The following is a 16779-nucleotide window of genomic DNA, read 5'->3' on the forward strand; positions in this document are numbered from 1 at the left end:
ACCGTAACCGCCGGCGAAGCAACCGGTGGACCCGCCGTCAAGGAGCCGCCATGGCCGGATGGAACGCCGATACCGCTGCCGGTCCGCTGGGCGCGTCCGTGACGCTCGTGGACGGCGCCAACTTCAGCATCTCGGGCCTGGCCGGGGACATGTACTCGGACCGCCCGCACGGCGTTTTCCACGCCGACACCCGGATCATTTCCCGCTGGCGCCTGACGGTCAACGACGTCACCCTTGAGCCGCTGGCGGCCCGGAACCTTGAGCCGTACCGCGGCGTGTTCATCGGCCGTCCCGGACGCATTGCAGGGCGGGCGGACAGCCCGCTGATCGTCGAACGCCGCCGGGAGACCGGCGTCGGGATGGAAGAACAGATCACTGTCCGCAACCACGCCCGCGAACCCGCCGTCTGCAACCTCGAACTCACCATGGACGCGGACTTCGCCGACCTTTTCGAGGTCAAGGACGCCCGGATCACCCGTTTCTGGGAGCAGCAGCGGCGGGTGGAAGGCGATTCCCTGGTCATCGAGGGCTCGTGGCGCGGCGCCCGCAAAGGCGTCGCAATCCACGCCCCGGACGCAGCCGTCCGCCACGAAGGCCTGGGATACACGCTGGTGATCCCGGCCCACGGCAGCTGGAGCGTGACAGTCACCGTTTCCCCGTTGCCCGACGGCGGTGAGTCGCCAGGGACTTTCCAGCACCTTCCGTTCCGCCACCTGAGTTCGGCGGAGTCCCCGGCGGAACTGCGGCGCCAGGAATGGATCCGGAAAATCCCTGCCCCGGAAATCGGGAATCCGTCTTTCGCCAGGACCCTGCAGCGCAGCCAGGAGGACATCGGCGCACTGCAGATCGAAGACCCGGAACGGCCGGACCGCACTGTGATGGCGGCCGGGGCGCCGTGGTTCATGGCCCTCTTCGGCCGGGACGCCCTCCTGTCCTCCTATATGGCCCTCACCTTGGATCCCACCCTGGTCCTGGACACCATGTGGAACCTCGCCGAACGGCAGGGCAGCAAGGTGGACCCTCTCACCGAGGAGCAGCCGGGGCGGATCCTGCACGAGGTACGCCCGGGCATCGGGACCACCCTCGCGCTGGGCGGGAAATCCGCCTACTACGGGTCAATCGATGCCACCCCGCTGTTCGTGGGCCTCCTGGGAGAGGCGAGCCGCTGGGGCCTGGATGGGGAGCAGATGGCCGCGCTGCTGCCCTACGCGGACCGCGCCCTGGACTGGATCAAGGATTACGGGGACCGGGACGGCGACGGTTTCGTGGAGTACCAGCGGCTCAACGACCAGGGACTGGTGAACCAGGGCTGGAAGGACTCCTGGGACGGGATCAACTTCGCGGACGGCCGCCTGGCCGAGCCGCCAATCGCCCTGTGCGAGGTCCAGAGCCATGTGTACAGCGCCTACACGGCCCGGGCCTGGCTGGCCTACGAAACCGGGGATCTGGACCTGGCCCGCGAATACCGCGAGCGCGCGGCGGACCTGAAACGGAAGTTCAACGAGCAGTTCTGGCTGCCGGACCGCGGCTACTACGCCATCGCCCTGGACCGGGACAAGCGGCCCGTGGACTCCTGCGCCTCGAATATGGGGCAATGCCTGATCAGTAGCATCGTCGACGAGGACAAAGCTCCACTGATGGTGGAGAAGCTGATGTCGCCGGAAATGTTCAGCGGCTGGGGCATCCGCACCCTGGCCTCGGACATGGGCGCCTACAACCCGGCCAGCTATCACAACGGCTCGGTGTGGCCGCACGACAACGCCCTGATCGCCACCGGCCTGATGCGCTACGGTTTCGTGGCCGAGGCGCAGCGGGTGGCGATGGCGTTGTTCGAGGCCGCGGAATACACCGACCACCGGCTGCCGGAGCTCTTCTGCGGCTTCGACCGTGCCGAGTACCCCGAACCCGTGCCGTACCCGACGTCGTGCTCACCGCAGGCCTGGGCCGCTGCCACTCCGGTGCAACTCCTGCGGGTGCTGCTGCGCCACGATCCCCATGTGGCGCTGAACGGGCTGTGGCTTTCCCCGGTCCTGCCCCCGGAACTTGGGGACGTCAGGATCAGCAACTGTCCCATCGGCAACAGCCGCATGACGATCACGGTGAAAGACAATGTGGCAACGGTGGACGGTCTCCCGCCGGGCATTACCCTGCATCACACAACCAGGCCTGTGCTGGCGGAACTGGTGGAGCTTAAGGAAAAGCTGAGTCCCGCCACCTGAGGAGAGCCCGCCATGCGGATTGGCCTGATCGCGCCACCCTGGGTCCCGGTTCCACCGACCGCCTATGGCGGCACGGAGGCCGTGGTCGATGCCCTGGCCACCGGCCTTGAGGCAGCCGGGCACAGCGTGCTGCTCGCCGCCTCCTCGGATAGCACCTCCCGGGTGGAACGGCCCGGCGGTTTCGCCCCCGCGGTCCGCTCCGGGATGGGGCAGAGCATTTCCGAACTGCCGCACGTGATCAGGGCGTATGAGGCCCTGGCCGGAGTGGACCTCATCCATGACCACACGCTGTCCGGTCCCCTGTACCGGCACCGTCCGCCGGGCATCCCGGTGGTTTCCACGATGCACACGGTCATGACCCCCGAACTGCGCAGCGTCTACCGGATGATGGCCCGCGACACCGCCCTGGTGGCGATCTCCCGAAACCAGGCCGCGGCGGCCCCGGATGTGCCGATCGCCCGGGTCATCCACCACGGCGTGGATCCTGCCGCCATCCCGTTCGGCGAGGGCCGCGGCGGGTACGCGTTGTTCCTGGGCCGGATGGACCCGACCAAGGGTGTGGTGGAGGCTGTCATGGCGGCCCGTGCGGCGGGAATCCGATTGAAGATCGCGGCCAAGATGAGCGCCCGGGCCGAAGTGGACTACTACCGGGAGGCGGTGGAGCCGCTGCTCGGCGGCAACGAGGAATTCCTGGGCGAACCGGATGCCGCGGGGAAGCTCGAGCTGTTGGGCGGGGCGCTGGCGCTGATCAACCCGCTGCAGTGGGACGAACCGTTCGGGATGGTGATGATCGAATCGCTCGCCGCCGGGACCCCCGTGGTGGCCATTCCGCGGGGCGCGGCCCCGGAGATCATCGACGACGGCGTCACGGGCTTCCTCAGGAACGGCACCGAGGAGCTGGGCGAGGCTTTGCGCGCGGCGGCCGGGCTGGACCGGCACCGCTGCCGGACCGCCGTCGAGCATTCCTTCAGCGCCGAGCTAATGGCCCGCCGGCATGCCGCACTCTATGCGGAGCTGCTGGGCGGCCGGCCTTCCTAACCCTTGGATGTCCTAGTATATTTTGCAATTGAGCGGGCCCCGGCTGCGGACGGCCTGCGAAGCGAAAGGCACGCCATGACTGTCACCGAAGACTTCCGTGCGGCCCGCGACCGGCTCCTGGAGCTGCGCACGGACTACGCCCGGGCCCACCGTGAATTCCAGTGGCCGCGCTTCGAGCACTTCAACTTCGCGCTCGACTGGTTCGACGCCATCGCTCAGGACCCGGACAAGGGCGGCAAGCCGGCGCTGGTGATCGTGGAGCAGGACGGCAGCGCCACGCGCCGCAGCTTCGCGGACCTCTCGGAAGCCTCCTCCCGCCTGGCCAACTGGCTGCGCGGCCAGGGAGTGCGGCGCGGGGACCGGATGATCGTCATGCTCGGCAACCAGGTGGAACTCTGGGAACTGATGCTGGCCGGCATCAAACTGGGCTTGGTGATGATCCCCACCACCACCCTGATGGGCCCCCGGGACATCGCGGACCGGGTGGAACGCGGCGGTGCCCGCTGGGCCGCCGTCGGGAGCGCGAACATCGCCAAGTTCGCCGAAGTCCCCGGCGAGTACACGCTCATCGAAGTGGGGCTCGGCGTCACGGACGGGGCATTGCGCTACGCGGACCATGCAACGGAAACCGCGGAATTCGTCCCGGACGGACCCACCCGCGCCGACGAGACCATGCTGTTGTACTTCACCTCCGGCACCACCTCGCGCGCCAAGCTCGTGGAGCACAGCCACAGCTCCTACCCCGTGGGCCACCTGTCCACGATGTACTGGATCGGGGTCGAGCCCGGGGACGTGCACCTGAACGTGGCTTCCCCCGGCTGGGCCAAGCACGCCTGGTCCAACGTCTTCACGCCGTGGATCGCCGAGGCCTGCGTGTTCGTCTACAACTACGAACGCTTCGACGCCAAGGCCCTCATAGAGCAGATGGACCGCGAAGGAGTCACCAGCTTCTGTGCCCCGCCCACCGTGTGGCGCATGCTCATCCAGGCGGACCTCACCCAGCTGAAGAACCCGCCCACCAAGGTGGTGTCCGCCGGGGAACCGCTCAACGCCGAGGTGATCGGGCAAGTCGAACGCGCCTGGGGCCAGATCATCCGGGACGGCTTCGGCCAGACCGAATCCACCGTTCAGATCGCCAACACCCCGGGCCAGCCGGTCAAGACCGGCTCCATGGGCCGGCCGCTGCCGGGTTACGACGTGGTCCTGCTCGATCCCGCCACCGGTGAAGAAGCCGACGACGGCGAGCTCTGCCTGCGCCTGGCCCCCCGGCCCGTTGGGCTCATGACCGCCTACTACGGCGACCCGGAGAAGACCGCCGAAGCGTTCCGCGACGGCTACTACCACACCGGCGACATGGCCAGCCGGGACGAAAACGGCGTCATCACCTACGTGGGCCGCGGCGACGACGTCTTCAAGTCCTCCGACTACCGGCTCTCCCCCTTCGAACTCGAAAGCGTCCTCATCGAACACCCCGCCGTGGCGGAGGCCGCGGTCGTCCCGTCCCCGGACCCGGTGAAGCTCTCCGTGCCCAAGGCCTTCGTGGTCCTGGCCCCGGGGCTCAAACCCGGGCCCCAGCTCGCGGAGGACATCCTGCGCTACTGCCGCGAGCACCTGGCCCCTTTCAAGCGGATCCGCCGCCTGGAGTTCGCCGAACTGCCCAAGACGATCTCCGGCAAGATCCGCCGCGTGGAACTGCGCCAAAGCGAGGAGCGGCGGCACGGCGAGGACGGCAAGCCAGGGGCCGGCCCGCTGCCGGCCGGACTCGGCGTCGAATATTCGGACTCCGAGTTCCCGGGCCTGAAGGACTGAGGACGCCATGGGAACCCCGCTGCCGCGCGACCCGATCGCCGACGCCCGCCGTAACTGGGAGCGTCACGGCTGGGGTGAGGTCGCCGCGCCGATGGCCGCCATCACCGCCATCATGCGCACCCAGCAGATCCTCACGGCCCGGATCGAGGCGGTGCTCAAGCCCCTGGGACTGACGTTCGCACGCTACGAACTGCTGGCCCTGCTCGGCTTCGCGCGCAGCGGCGCGCTGCCCATGAACAAGGCGAGCGCCCTGCTTCAGGTCCATCCCACCTCGGTGACGAACGCCGTCGACCGCTTGGAAAAAGCGGGCCTGGTGGTCCGCTCGCCGCATCCGACGGACGGCCGCACCACCCTGATCGAGCTCACCTCCGAGGGCCGCACCCTGGCCAAACGCGCGACGACGGCCCTCAACGCTGAGGTCTTCGCCCAGTCGGGTTTCGAGGACGGCGACGTGGAGCAGCTGATCCAGGTGCTGGGCCGCTTCCGCAAGGCGGCCGGCGACTTCGAGGACTGACCCCTAGGTCAGTGCTGTGGCGTTGGCCGGCGAGCCGGTGGCGCCGGTGATGTTGAGCGGCTTGATGCTGAGGAAGGCGTCCCGGTGCCCGGTGGCTTCCATGTGCCTGCTGAGGGGTCCCAGCCGCCAGAGCTCGCCCAGGGGCATGCCGAGTTTGGCGAGGAGTTGCTGGTGCATCATGCCGTGGTCGTTGGGCGCCGATTCCAGGAAGGGGCTGCCGGGAACCACCGGGAGGCACTCGAAGGCGAAGGTATCGGCGGCCAGGACGGCGAACTGGTGGTCCCAGGCCCAGGCAACGAATTCCTCCGACTGCGCCACGCCCGTGGCCCGGCGGGCGGCGCGGAGCTCCTGCTTCCGTTCAGGCGAGAGGCCGAGGAACCATTCGCACCAGCCGGTGTGGAGCATGAGGATGTCTCCCGGCTTCAGCTCCACCCCTTGCACGCTGGCCGCCGCCTGGATCAGGTCCAGCCCCAGCGGCTCGCCGGACGCATGGTCGATGGGGGCATCCTGGGCCCGGCGGTACCCGTCAAGGTCTACCAGCACTCCCCTGCCGACAATGGGCCGGTCCGCCCATTCCTGGATGCCGAGGTCCGGGGTGCCTTCACCGACGCGGTCATCCGGCGTGCCGTTGTAGAAGCCGACGTCGTCGGCGCGGCGGTGCCGGAGCCCGTCGATCTGGGTGGTTCCCTGCAGGTAGTAGCCGTCGAGATAGTCGTCCCGGTGGGCCGGATGCGAGGAGTAGATGGTGTGCCGCGGAGCCCCGCGCTTGAGGGACATGCCGGGGTCGAAGGCGTCCGCCGGGTAATCCAGGCCGAACACGGCCCCGGTCCGGATGCAGTTCCGTGCGTCCAGGACGGCGTCCGGGGTAATGAAGGACGGCGTGCCGCGGTCAGGATCCGGGAACAGGCCCCAGGATGTTCCGGCGAGCCGGCCCTCCCGTCGGAGGAGTCCGGCGAAGTCCGGGTACGTCCCGGCCGCGGGTCCGGCGTCGGGGAAAGCGGTCATCGGGTGCCGGCCTCCTGCTTCACGCCCTGGTCCTGGCGGCTCTTGTAGCCGAGCAGGAACCCGGCCACCGCGCAGAGGGACGCCGCGATGCACATGGGCGGCTTGACGGCGTCGTCGAAGAACGCGAGCCACGCTCCCTGCCCGGCGGCCAGGGCGGCCGCCTGGCCAACCACGAACAAGATGCCGCCCACAAGGAGGGCCGCCAGGGTCAGGACGAAGATGGCTTGGAGGGCCCTGCGGATCTGGTGCATGTCGAGGTTCCTTAGATGGGGAGCACGCCGAGAATGATCAGGACACCGATGCCCAGCAGGGGCAGGGCGTAGTGGGTGATCAGCCGGGCGAAGGTGGTGATCGGGTTGACGTCGGCGATGCCGCAGGCCACGTACAGCGGCGCACCGCCGGGCGGGACCGCCGCCTCGCAGGAGGAGAACACCAGGACGGCGACGGCTGCCGTGGTGGCCGGAACACCAGCCGCCACGAGCGTGGCGACCCCCACTGTCCCGACGGCGGCCATGGTCGCCGTGGCGGACAGCGGCGCCGCCACGGCGATGACGATCAGGCCGATGAGGATGGCCAGCAGCCACAGCGGCAGGTTCAGCTGCGTCAGCAGTGCGGTCATCTGCTTCGGCAGCCCGGTGGCGGCGAGGGCGTTGGCGCCGGCGAAGGCGAATAGCACGGTGATGCCCACGACGCCGAACCGGGGCGCCGAATCCTGCAGCAGGGCCCGCCAGACGCGGGCTCCACGGGGCAGCAGCTTCCATCCCAGCAGGGCGCCGGTGATGATGAGCACCACGGGAATCCAGACGATGATGCTGACGGTCTTGGTGATGTCCCCGCCGGTCCAGTCAGACAGAGCGGTAGCGATGGCCCCGGAGGTGAGGATCAGCGGCACGGCGACCACCACGAACAGGAGTAGCGTCGCCCAACCCTGGCCGAACGCCGTCCGGACAGCGAGCCGGTGCGAAGAGTCCAGAGGTGCCATGCCGCTGCGGCGGACCAGCAGCCAGGTGACGATGAGCCGGTGGAGGAAGCACCATAGTCCGCCGACCAGCAGCGGCAGGACCAGTTCGTTGACGTTGAGCAGCGGCCCCACCGTTGCGGATCCCACCAGGACGAACATCGAGGCGCTGAACGGGAAGGTGATGCCCATGCCCGCGTTCCCGGCAACCAGCGTGGCGGCCGAGGCCTTGTCCAGCTTGGACTTTTCCATCCAGGGGATGGTCACGGAGCCGACGGTCGCGGCGATGGCGGCCTGGTTGTGCACCACGCCGCCCAGGCCCGCGGAGGCCACCGTGGACACCCAGGCCGGCCCGCCCTTGACCCCGCCGATCAGGGAGTTCAGCAGGTCGATGAGTTTGTCCAGCACGCCCGCTTTGTCCAGCAGGTAGCCCATGAAGACGAACGCCATGGTCGCATAGACGATTTCGTCGGTGGCTGCCGTGTACAGCGCCTCCCAGCCCACTTGGGCAGCGGCAGCGCCGGTGAAGGGCAGCACCACGAGGAAGCCGAGGATCATGGCCTCGCCGACGCTGCGCTTGAGGAGGGTGGTCCAGAGCAGGATGACGGCCAGGTACGCTCCGAGGGCCCAGATGCCGATCATGTTGGCGCTCCTGGTGGGAATGGCATTGCTGGTGGCTGGTTCACCGTTGGTTCTGTCCTGATTCTTCCTCTTGCCCTGATTCTGCCCGATGCACGGTTCAGCGCAAGGCTGGTGCGGATTCGGCGGCCATGCGGGTGAGCGCGGCCGCGGAGGCGGTGCTCATTTCGGCGGGCACCTGCAGTTCGGCCGAGAGGTATTCGGCGGTGTCCTGCATTTCCTTCGAGCGCCGCTGCGCGTGCTTGGCGGTGCCCACGAGGAACCTGTCGATGACTGCCTGGCCGTCGCCGGCCAGCTGCCGGGCGATCTGGCCGCGGATCCAGTCCTCCAGGCCCGCGGCGCGCCCCGCGGTGACCGCTTCGACGACCACCGACGCCAGGCCCTTCATCAGGACGCTGCGCAGCAGCTTGTGCGCCATGGCGGCGCCCGGTTCGCCGTCGGCAATCTCGACGGCGGCGCCCAGCGGCGTGAGCAGGTGGGCCACAGCCTGGGCTCCCGGGCCGCTGGCCATCAGGGGCGTCTGCGCGCCTTGGGTGGGGACGGGGCCGAGGATCGCGACGTCGGCGAAGAGGGCCTTGCCGGGCAGCCGGCCCAGTTCCCGCATGACGTGGGGCGAGGAGGACGTGAGGTCCGCGTAGCAGCTGCCCTCGGGCAGGACCGGGAGGCATTCCGCCGCGACACTGCGCGCGGCGGCCGCGCCCGTGAGGACGAGGACGATGTCCGCGCCGCGGCAGGCGTCCGCCGCGGTTGCTGCCCGGGTCACCCCGGCAGGGGTTGTGGGGGCAACGGGATCGAATCCCGTCACCTGGTGGCCCGCGGCGACGAGGGCCGAGGCGTAGATGGCGCCGGCTTCACCGAGTCCAATGACGGTGCACGCTGTCATGGTTCCTTTTCTTTCCTGCTTGGCGCTTATTTGCTGCGGTCCGCGATGATCGCGGCCCTGCGGTTGGTTTCGTCCGCGAAGACGGCTTCGGCGGCGTCGGCGACGGCGGCGGCCTGTTCGCGGGGAATGACCACCACGCCGTCGGAGTCAGCCACGATGACGTCACCCGGCATCACGGGGACGCCGCCGAAGGCGATGGGGGTGCCCAACCTGGAGGGGCCGTTCTTGTAGGGTCCGGCCGGGGTGACGGCGCGGGCGAAGACGGGCATCCCGATCTCCCCGAGCGCTTCGGCGTCGCGTGCCGCGCCGTCGAGGACGAATCCGGCCAGGCCGAGGGTGATGGCGCGTTCGCCGATGAGTTCACCCAGGAGTGCCCGGGACTCGTCTCCCCCGCCGGCAACCACGATCACGTCGCCGGGCCGGGCCGCCTGCAGTGCGCGGTGGATTCCCTGGTTGTCGCCGGGTCGCGTCCAGACCGTGAAGGCGGGTCCGGCCAGGCGGGCACCGGGCCAGACGGCCTGGATCGCGGAGTCTGCAACGCCGAGGCGGTCCATGGCATCGCCGATGTTGGCGGCCGGGAGCTTGGCGAGGCGCTCGACCACGTCCCGGGCGGGACGGGGGAATTCGGCGTCGATGTCTTCAAGGACTGGGGTTGTCATGGCGGGTGCCTTCCGTAGGGCTGCTTGGTGAATCAGTCTTTTTTGGTGACCAGCGGGAGGACCTTCTTGAAGTCGTCCTCCTGGCCTGCCCAGAACTGTGCGTAGTCCGCGCCGGAGAGGTAGCTGGTCTGGAGCCCGAGGTCCTCCATCTTCTTGACCACGGTGGGATCCTCAATGGCCTTCTTCAGTGCTGCTTCGAGCTTCTTGGCCACAGCGTCCGGCAGGCCCGCAGGTGCGGAGTAGCCGCGCACGGTGCCGGCTTCGATGTCGTAGCCGGCTTCCTTGAAGGTGGGGACGTCCGGCAGGGAGGGAGCGCGTTCGGCGGTCATGACGCCCAGGACGCGGACCTTGCCCTGCTTGTTCAGGTCGGTCACGTCGCTGACGTTGGCCACGAGGATGTCCACGTGCTTGCCGAGGAACGCGGTGGTGGCCTGCGAAGCGCCTTCCGAGAAATGCACGGGCGCGAACTCGGCGCCGGTGGTTTCCTGCAGCTGCGCGAGGGCGAAGTGTTCGCCGGTCTGCAGGCCGGTGGTGCTGGCCGTCATCGACTTCGGCTTGGCCTTTGCGGCGTCCAGCAGTTCCTTGAGCGTCTTGTACGGGCTGTCCGGCTGCACGGCGATTACGGTGGGGTCGATCACCTGGCGGCCGAGCGGCTGGAAACTGCTGCGGGTGTACTTGGCTCCGCGGGCAGGATCCAGCGGCGAGACAACAACCGACGGCGAGCCGGTGGCACCGATGGTGTAGCCGTCGGGTTTCGCGCTGGTCAGCTGGGTGTAGCCGATCTGCCCGCCGGCCCCTGGCTTGTTGACGACCTCGACGTTGGTCCCGAGTTCCTTTTCCAGGATGGGCTGGACGAGCCGGGCCGCGGTGTCCACGGCTCCCCCCGAGGAGAAGGAGACGATCAGTTCGATGGTCTTGCCCTTCTTGGGGAAGTCGGTTCCGGAGTTGTTGGCGTTGTTGGAGCCGCCGGCGTTGGCGCCGCAGCCGGTGAGTGCGATGAGGGTTGCCGCAGCAAGGACTGCTGCGAGGCGTGTGCGGGGCATGGTTCTTCTCCTTTGAAGGGGGTGGTGTTCAGGCAGTTGGGGTGGCTTAGGTTTCGGGGTCTTCGTTGAGCGCCTGGGGTTTCCGGAGCTTCAGGAGCGGGCTCAGGATGATCAGTACGCCGATGGCGATCAGGACCATCGAAATGGGGCGGTTGAGGAAGATGCCAAAGTCGCCCTGCGAAATCTCAAGCGATTCGCGCAGTGAGCGTTCCATGAGGGGGCCGAGGACCAGGGTCAGGACCATGGGCGCCAGCGGGATGTCCAGGTGCCTCAGGGCCAGGCCCAGGAGTCCGAAGCCGATCATGACGAAGACATCGAAGACGTTGAAGTTGATGGTGTACGCGCCGATGACCATGAAGAGCAGGATCAGGGCGGTGAGGATGGGCGCGGGCACCCGGAGGATGGAGGTCCACAGGCCCACCAGCGGGACGTTCAGCAGGAGCAGGAGCAGGTTGCCGATGAACAGGCTGGCGATGATTGCCCAGGCAATTTCCGAGTGTTCGGTGAAGAGGGTCGGTCCCGGGGTCAGGCCCTGCTGGAGGAACGCGCCCATGAGGACGGCGATGGTCGGCGAAGCAGGGATGCCCAGGGTGAACAGCGGGATCAGCGCCGCGTTGGCGTGGGCGTTGTTGGCCGTCTCCGGCCCTGCCACGCCTTCCACGGCTCCCTTGCCGAGCTGGTTGCGGTGCTTGGAGAACTTCTTCTCCGCACCGTACGCCAGGAGCGAGGACACCGAACCGGTCATGCCCGGGATGAGGCCCAGGCCGAAGCCGATCCCGGTGCCGCGGGCCATGGAGGGAGCGCTGCGGCGCCACTCGGTTCCGGTGGGAAGCAGGGACCGCAGGCCGGGGGCGTGCACGGCGGAGGCGCTGGTGTCCTTCCGGTAGGACAGGATCTCGGAGAGTCCGAAGACACCCACGATCACCGCCACGAAGCTGACGCCGTCCAGGAGGTTGTCGGAGCCGAAAGTGAACCGGGGCGCGCCGGCCACCGGGTCGATGCCCACCATGGAGATCAGCAGGCCCAGGGCTCCGGAGATGAGGGCCTTGACCATGGACTTGCCGGCCAGGGCCACGAGCAGGGAGATGCCCACCACCATCAGAGCGAAGAACTCGGGCGGGCCCACCAGCAGGCCCAGCTCGCCGAGGGGCTTTGCCGCCGCCACCAGGCCCAGGGTCGCGATGGTTCCGCCAACAAAGGAGCCGACGGCGGCAATCGTCAGCGCGGCGCCGGCCTTGCCGATCTTGGTCATGGCGTAGCCGTCGATGGTGGTGATCGCCGAGGCCGCTTCGCCGGGCGTGTTCAGCAGGACGCTCGTGATGGTTCCGCCGTACGCCGTCCCGTAGAAGATGGCACAGAGCATGATGATGGCGCCGGTCGCGTCGAGGTTCATGGTGAGCGGGATCAGCAACGCGACGCCGGCCACCGGTCCGATGCCGGGCAACACGCCGATGATGGTGCCCAGCAGGCAGCCAAGGAAAGCGAAGATCAGGTTCTGCCAGGTCAGGGCGGCGGCGAAGCCGCCGATCAATTCGTTGAGGGTGTCCACGACTAGAGTCCGATCGAGTTCAGGAAAGGGATGCCCGCAGCGGGCAGGGTGACGTTAAGCCCGTAGTTGAAGGCGTAGAACGCCCCCACGCTGCCGGCGAGCGCGATGATCAGCGATGACGGCCAGCCCCTGTGTCCGCGGACCTTGAGGTGGAACATCAGGAAAAGGAACATGCCCAGCTGGAAGCCGATCAGGTCCAGCACCGCGGCCAGGACCGCGAGGCTCACGACGACGGCGATCACCAGTCCGAGGTCGGCGCCGCCCGGGGTTTCGCTGGGGCGCCGGAGCTCCTGGAGGAGCCAGAGGACGGACATTGCCACCAGCAGGGCGCCCATCGCGAACGGGAACAGCCCCGGCCCGGGGCCCAGGGAGGTCCAGAGGCCAAGCCCGAGGGAACTGACCAGCGCGTAGACGCCCACTACGACGAAAGCGCCAATGCCGGCCAGCACGGACTTGGCTATACGCCCCTTGGTTCCGGGCTTGGCCATGAGTGACTCCGTTGTCATCGTTTCCTTCTTGCGTTCAGTGGTTCTTACCACTCTATGGATCTAGATTTCATAGAATGAAAGAATATTGCGTATGGAGAAATAGTGACAGGAGCCACAAAGCCTGTCAAGCGCAAGGGGCTTACATAGAATGAAAGGATGACCGTGAGCCCCACGCACTCAGCCAGCTCCGCCGAGGAGAGCCCGAAGGCTGCCAACATGCGTTCCCTGTCCAGGGCAATGGAAGTCTTCGCCGAACTGCAGCGCGCCGAGCGGCCGCAACGGCTGAGCGACCTCGCCCGGGCCTGCGGCATGAGCCTGCCCACCACGCTCAGGATTTTGCGCGTGCTTCAGGACTTCGGGATGGTCAGCCAGACCGATAAGTCCTACCGGATCGGCCCGGCCGTCCTTCCCGCCGCCAGGAGCTACCTGGAGAACGACCCCCTGGTGGTCGCGGCCCGCCCGATCCTCCAGCAGGTGGCATCGCAGACCGGGCTTACGGCCTCGCTCTACACACGGCTCGGCTTCGAGCGGATCCTCGTGGCGCGCGTCGACGGCGCTTCACCGCTCCGCTACGACCTCCCCCTGGGCAAGCGCCTGCCCCTCACCGTCGGGGCGGCGGGCAAGATCCTGCTCGCCTCGGCGTCGGAGGAAGAGCTCGGCCAGGTGGTGGCCGCGGCCGTCGCCGCAGGCCACGAAAAGGACACATTCAGCCCCGGGGAACTCCGCGAACGCCTGCCGCGGCCCGGCACCGACTTCGCCTACTCCGAGGACGAACGGGCCACGGGAGTGCTGTCGGTGGCCGTCGCCGTGCCGCACCGGAGCGGCCGCCCCAGCGAGTCGATTGCCCTCACCAGTCCCGTGGAGACCGCAACCGAGGAAGGCATGAAGGCCGGCGTGCCGGAACTCCGGCGGGCTGCCGGGCGGCTGTCGGAACTCCTCGAAGGCTCCGTGTACTAGCCACGCCCTCCGGGAACCGTCATCCGCCGTGCCGGATTCCCGGCACCGCCAGCGCGGCACCTGGGCCGAGCAGCGCACCGGACGTCAAGACCCCCGCAGTGCCGCCCGATTCCAGGCGACGGACGGCCTCGACGGCGATTGCCGCCGTCGTCTCCGTCCCGGCAGCCTCGGCCCATCCCTCGGCAACCGCGCCGCGGCTGTTGCTTGCCTGGACCCAGACCCGGGAAGGTTCCCTGCCCGGTCCCCCTGGATCCGCCGGCCCGCCGTGTTCGGCCGGTGCCCGGCCGGGGGCGGACGGGAGCCGGAAGCCGGTCCGCGCCCAGTGCCGTGCGAGCGGAACGGCCAGGCGGGAGAGCACTGGCCCCAGGCGGCTCGTGTAGTACGCGGCGACATCTGGCACCCCCGTTGCCCTGGCCACCGCGAAGACCTCCCCCGAGCCGATCGGGACGCCGGCACGCGGCCCCTCGGGCAACTCGAACACCCGGATGCTGTCCGGCGTCCGGATCAGCTGCCCCGCTTCCACGCTCCATCCGCCGGCCGCCAACAGTTCGGAGGACGTCCGACGCACGCCGCCGCTGCGGTTTCCACCCGGCGAGGACCGCACGATGGTCACAGCGCCGGCGTCCGGGACTTTGCGGAGCACGCGATGCGCAACGCCCTCGACGACGGCGGTGGCAAAGCCCGCCCCGGGAACGACGGTGATGCCCGCCCGCTTTGCGGCCCGATCCAGGGGCCAGGCCCGGAGGAACACGGTCAGTTCGTTGGAAATGTCGACGTAGTGGCAGCCGCCGCGAAGGCACGCTCCGATCAACGCCGGCGCCGTCACGGCCATGGGCCCGGCCGCGTTGACCAGGACCTGAACTCCCCGCAGGAGGCTCGCAAGGCCGGCGGGATTGTCCAGCGGTGCGCTCCGCCACGGAACACCCAGGCCCGCTGCTGCCTCCGCCACCTTGGCGGGATTCCGGCCGCCCACGGACGTTTCCAGGCCCGCCGCTTTTGCCGCACTGGCAATTCGCAGGCCGACGGACCCGCAGCCATAGACCATGAGAATCGAACCCACCCCCTGTAAATCCCCCGCATCACCGCCGCATTTCCGGCCAGGCCGCGCTTTTTGGCTACACTGTGCTTCATTATGGTGCAAAAGGCGGGAAGGCCACGGAACGCGGACCTGGACGTTGCCTTGATCCGGGCAACGGAAGAACTGATCCTTGATAAAGGCTTCGGCGCCCTTTCCGTCGAGGCCATTACGGCCAAGGCCGGAACCACCCGGCCCGCCTTTTACCGGCGTTTCGCCGGCATCCCCGATCTCGTCCTGGCCGTGATGCTGGAGCGCTTCAGCATCGATTTGGATGTTGAATTCGATGCCGGGAACCTCCCGGCCGACCTTGAAGCGATCCAGCGGGACCAGGTATCCCTCTTCGAGGATCCGCTGGTCAAATCCAGCCTCGCTGGATTCCTCAATTCATTGCACGACAACGAACAATTACGGACGGCATTCCTCGCAAATTTCTTCGCCCCCCGGCGGGCCGGAGTCGCTACAATCATCCGTAGGGCAGAAACCCGGGGGGAAATCCCGGAATGCACGGATGTTGGATGGATTTGTGACCTGATCACCGGGCCGCTAGTAATGCGAATCCTGTTGCCTGGGCTTCCACCGTTGGACGAAAGGCTTGTTTCGAATACTGTTGCCAGCGCCCTCTTCGCGCTGGGCTATCGCTCATCTTAGGGGAGATGTTGCATGGATGGCCGGATCACGCGGACGCTTGTCCACAAGGCTTCGGAAGACGCCGTCCTAATTGGCCCCGCCCGCAGCATTGACGGGCATCACTGGGAATTCGAGGCCAGGCTTCCGCGGGATCCATCCGCCCCGGATACCGCGGGGATTCCAACCATCCTTGGCCTCGAACTCATGCGCCAGACCGCCATCGCGTACTCACACTTGCAAGGCGGGGTGCCCTTGGAGTGGGCCCTGCTCATGAACGAACTCAGTTTCGGCTGGTTGCGGGATATTCCGGGGGACACGGTCGGCCCGTTCACCGGTCATGTCACCGTCAGCACCCTGGCAGAGGACCGCCGGAAGGGGCTTGTGAGCGGGCTCGAACTCGAAGCGGCCCTACTGGCCGAGGGTGCGATGCTGGGCACGGGCCGCGGCAGGCTGTCCTGCCTTTCACCCACCGCATACCGCGCGATCAGAAGGAACGCCCCGGCCGTGGACAGGACCGCCGGCTCTTCTCTCCGTTGCGGCCTCGCCGACGTCGGCCGGCGCGGCAATGCGCTTCGGGGAGCCTTGGCCTGGAACTGGGATGATCCGTTGATTTTCGACCACTTTTCCGACCATCTGCCCGGCATGCTCCTCGCCCGCGGCATGCTGGATGCCCACCTGGCACTCACCGGCTCCGAGGCAGCACGGCTGGACATCACCTGCAAGAACTTCGGTGAATTCAATGCCCCGGCCGAGGTCTCTGCCGTCCAAACTGCAGCCGAGGAAACACACGTTTCGATCAGCCAGCTCGGACGGACACTGGCCACCGGTATTTGCCGTGGATTGCGGCCCAATTCAGCAGCCTTCCCGCTATTGACCCTGGACTCGCCGCACGCCTAAAATTCCGTTACAAAGCAAACTGTAATTAAACCGGGGGCAGGTATTTTTCCTGCAATTTTGAGGATGGGGGATCCGCTATTCACAGCTCTATCGATCTACATCCTCGAAAAAGCCCCACCGGGCTTCGCACCCGATTTCAGGTCAACCCGTAGCGGACACATTTCCCGGGTTGGCGCGCGCCAATAGCGCACCTCCTTCGTAACCCCGGATACCTCCGGCCGGCGTTGTGCCGTGACCGTAGCCGGGAATCGCATTCACATTTCCGGAACCCCGCGCTGCATTGCGCCGAAATCAGTAATCCGCGCCCTTTTGGCGGTAGCAGGACAGGGAATGCTGCCACCAATAATCAAAGATGGGGGAATCCTTCTGCCGCTGCGCTGACGGCACTTCCGGCGCCGCGGCCTTGTGAAAGCGAT

The 16779-nt window shown here is 67.7% G+C and carries 16 protein-coding genes; 7 read left to right on the forward strand and 9 right to left on the reverse strand.

The genetic code is table 11. The annotated features are described in order from the left end of the window. Window positions 1-50 precede the first annotated feature (50 nt). The 4 genes from BLP88_RS11495 (at window position 51) to BLP88_RS11510 (ending at window position 5580) form a co-directional block, all read left to right on the forward strand. Window positions 51-2219, forward strand: coding sequence for an amylo-alpha-1,6-glucosidase (locus BLP88_RS11495; RefSeq protein ID WP_074589329.1), 2169 nt, complete (start codon window positions 51-53; stop codon window positions 2217-2219). 12 nt (window positions 2220-2231) lie between these two features. Further along, on the forward strand, window positions 2232-3257 hold the full coding sequence (locus BLP88_RS11500; protein WP_074589331.1) for a glycosyltransferase family 4 protein: 1026 nt from the start codon (window positions 2232-2234) through the stop codon (window positions 3255-3257). Between the two features lie 75 nt (window positions 3258-3332). After that, window positions 3333-5066: an AMP-binding protein gene (locus tag BLP88_RS11505; protein ID WP_074589333.1), complete on the forward strand. Its 1734-nt coding sequence runs from the start codon at window positions 3333-3335 to the stop codon at window positions 5064-5066. 7 nt (window positions 5067-5073) lie between these two features. Continuing rightward, a complete protein-coding gene (locus BLP88_RS11510) occupies window positions 5074-5580 on the forward strand; it encodes a MarR family winged helix-turn-helix transcriptional regulator (RefSeq protein WP_074589335.1) in 507 nt (168 codons plus the stop codon). 3 nt (window positions 5581-5583) lie between these two features. On the opposite strand, the gene BLP88_RS11515 is transcribed toward BLP88_RS11510, so the two are convergent. The 8 genes from BLP88_RS11515 to BLP88_RS11550 all read right to left on the reverse strand — a co-directional run bounded on the left by BLP88_RS11515 (window position 5584) and on the right by BLP88_RS11550 (window position 12822). Further along, window positions 5584-6585, reverse strand: coding sequence for a cyclase family protein (locus BLP88_RS11515; protein WP_074589336.1), 1002 nt, complete (start codon window positions 6583-6585; stop codon window positions 5584-5586). Next, window positions 6582-6836 carry a hypothetical protein gene (locus BLP88_RS11520; protein ID WP_074589338.1) on the reverse strand — a complete coding sequence of 85 codons (255 nt, stop codon included), beginning with the start codon at window positions 6834-6836 and terminating at the stop codon, window positions 6582-6584. Before BLP88_RS11520 ends, BLP88_RS11515 begins: the two co-directional genes overlap by 4 nt. An 11-nt stretch (window positions 6837-6847) precedes the next feature. Next, window positions 6848-8185, reverse strand: coding sequence for a TRAP transporter large permease subunit (locus tag BLP88_RS11525; RefSeq protein ID WP_074589340.1), 1338 nt, complete (start codon window positions 8183-8185; stop codon window positions 6848-6850). Between the two features lie 97 nt (window positions 8186-8282). Then, window positions 8283-9065, reverse strand: a complete 783-nt coding sequence (locus tag BLP88_RS11530; protein ID WP_074589342.1) for an NAD(P)-dependent oxidoreductase — start codon at window positions 9063-9065, stop codon at window positions 8283-8285. A gap of 26 nt (window positions 9066-9091) precedes the next feature. After that, complete coding sequence (locus BLP88_RS11535) at window positions 9092-9724, reverse strand: RraA family protein (protein ID WP_074589343.1); 633 nt, start codon at window positions 9722-9724, stop codon at window positions 9092-9094. 32 nt (window positions 9725-9756) lie between these two features. Then, window positions 9757-10767 (reverse strand): tripartite tricarboxylate transporter substrate binding protein, encoded by a 1011-nt coding sequence (locus BLP88_RS11540; RefSeq protein ID WP_074589345.1) that lies wholly within the window; start codon window positions 10765-10767, stop codon window positions 9757-9759. A 46-nt stretch (window positions 10768-10813) separates the two neighbouring features. Beyond that, window positions 10814-12316, reverse strand: a complete 1503-nt coding sequence (locus BLP88_RS11545; protein WP_074589347.1) for a tripartite tricarboxylate transporter permease — start codon at window positions 12314-12316, stop codon at window positions 10814-10816. A 2-nt stretch (window positions 12317-12318) separates the two neighbouring features. Continuing rightward, the gene (locus BLP88_RS11550) at window positions 12319-12822 is read right to left on the reverse strand and encodes a tripartite tricarboxylate transporter TctB family protein (protein ID WP_074589348.1); all 504 of its coding nucleotides are present in this window, start codon (window positions 12820-12822) and stop codon (window positions 12319-12321) included. A gap of 138 nt (window positions 12823-12960) precedes the next feature. Between BLP88_RS11550 and BLP88_RS11555 the strand changes: the two genes are divergently transcribed. Beyond that, window positions 12961-13761, forward strand: a complete 801-nt coding sequence (locus BLP88_RS11555; RefSeq protein WP_074589350.1) for an IclR family transcriptional regulator — start codon at window positions 12961-12963, stop codon at window positions 13759-13761. Between the two features lie 19 nt (window positions 13762-13780). Here BLP88_RS11555 and BLP88_RS11560 read toward each other — a convergent pair whose 3' ends face one another. Next, a complete protein-coding gene (locus BLP88_RS11560) occupies window positions 13781-14821 on the reverse strand; it encodes a saccharopine dehydrogenase NADP-binding domain-containing protein (protein ID WP_074589352.1) in 1041 nt (346 codons plus the stop codon). Between the two features lie 72 nt (window positions 14822-14893). Here BLP88_RS11560 and BLP88_RS11565 point away from each other — a divergent pair, with 72 nt between their 5' ends. Together BLP88_RS11565 and BLP88_RS11570 are read left to right on the forward strand one after the other, a co-directional pair. Next, window positions 14894-15487: a TetR/AcrR family transcriptional regulator gene (locus BLP88_RS11565; RefSeq protein ID WP_139163369.1), complete on the forward strand. Its 594-nt coding sequence runs from the start codon at window positions 14894-14896 to the stop codon at window positions 15485-15487. Between the two features lie 12 nt (window positions 15488-15499). Further along, entirely contained in the window at window positions 15500-16363 is an 864-nt protein-coding gene (locus tag BLP88_RS11570) for an AfsA-related hotdog domain-containing protein (RefSeq protein WP_074589354.1), read from the forward strand. The last annotated feature ends 416 nt before the right edge of the window (window positions 16364-16779 follow it).

It is taken from the genome of Arthrobacter cupressi (genome assembly GCF_900099975.1).
Lineage (GTDB): Bacteria > Actinomycetota > Actinomycetes > Actinomycetales > Micrococcaceae > Arthrobacter > Arthrobacter cupressi.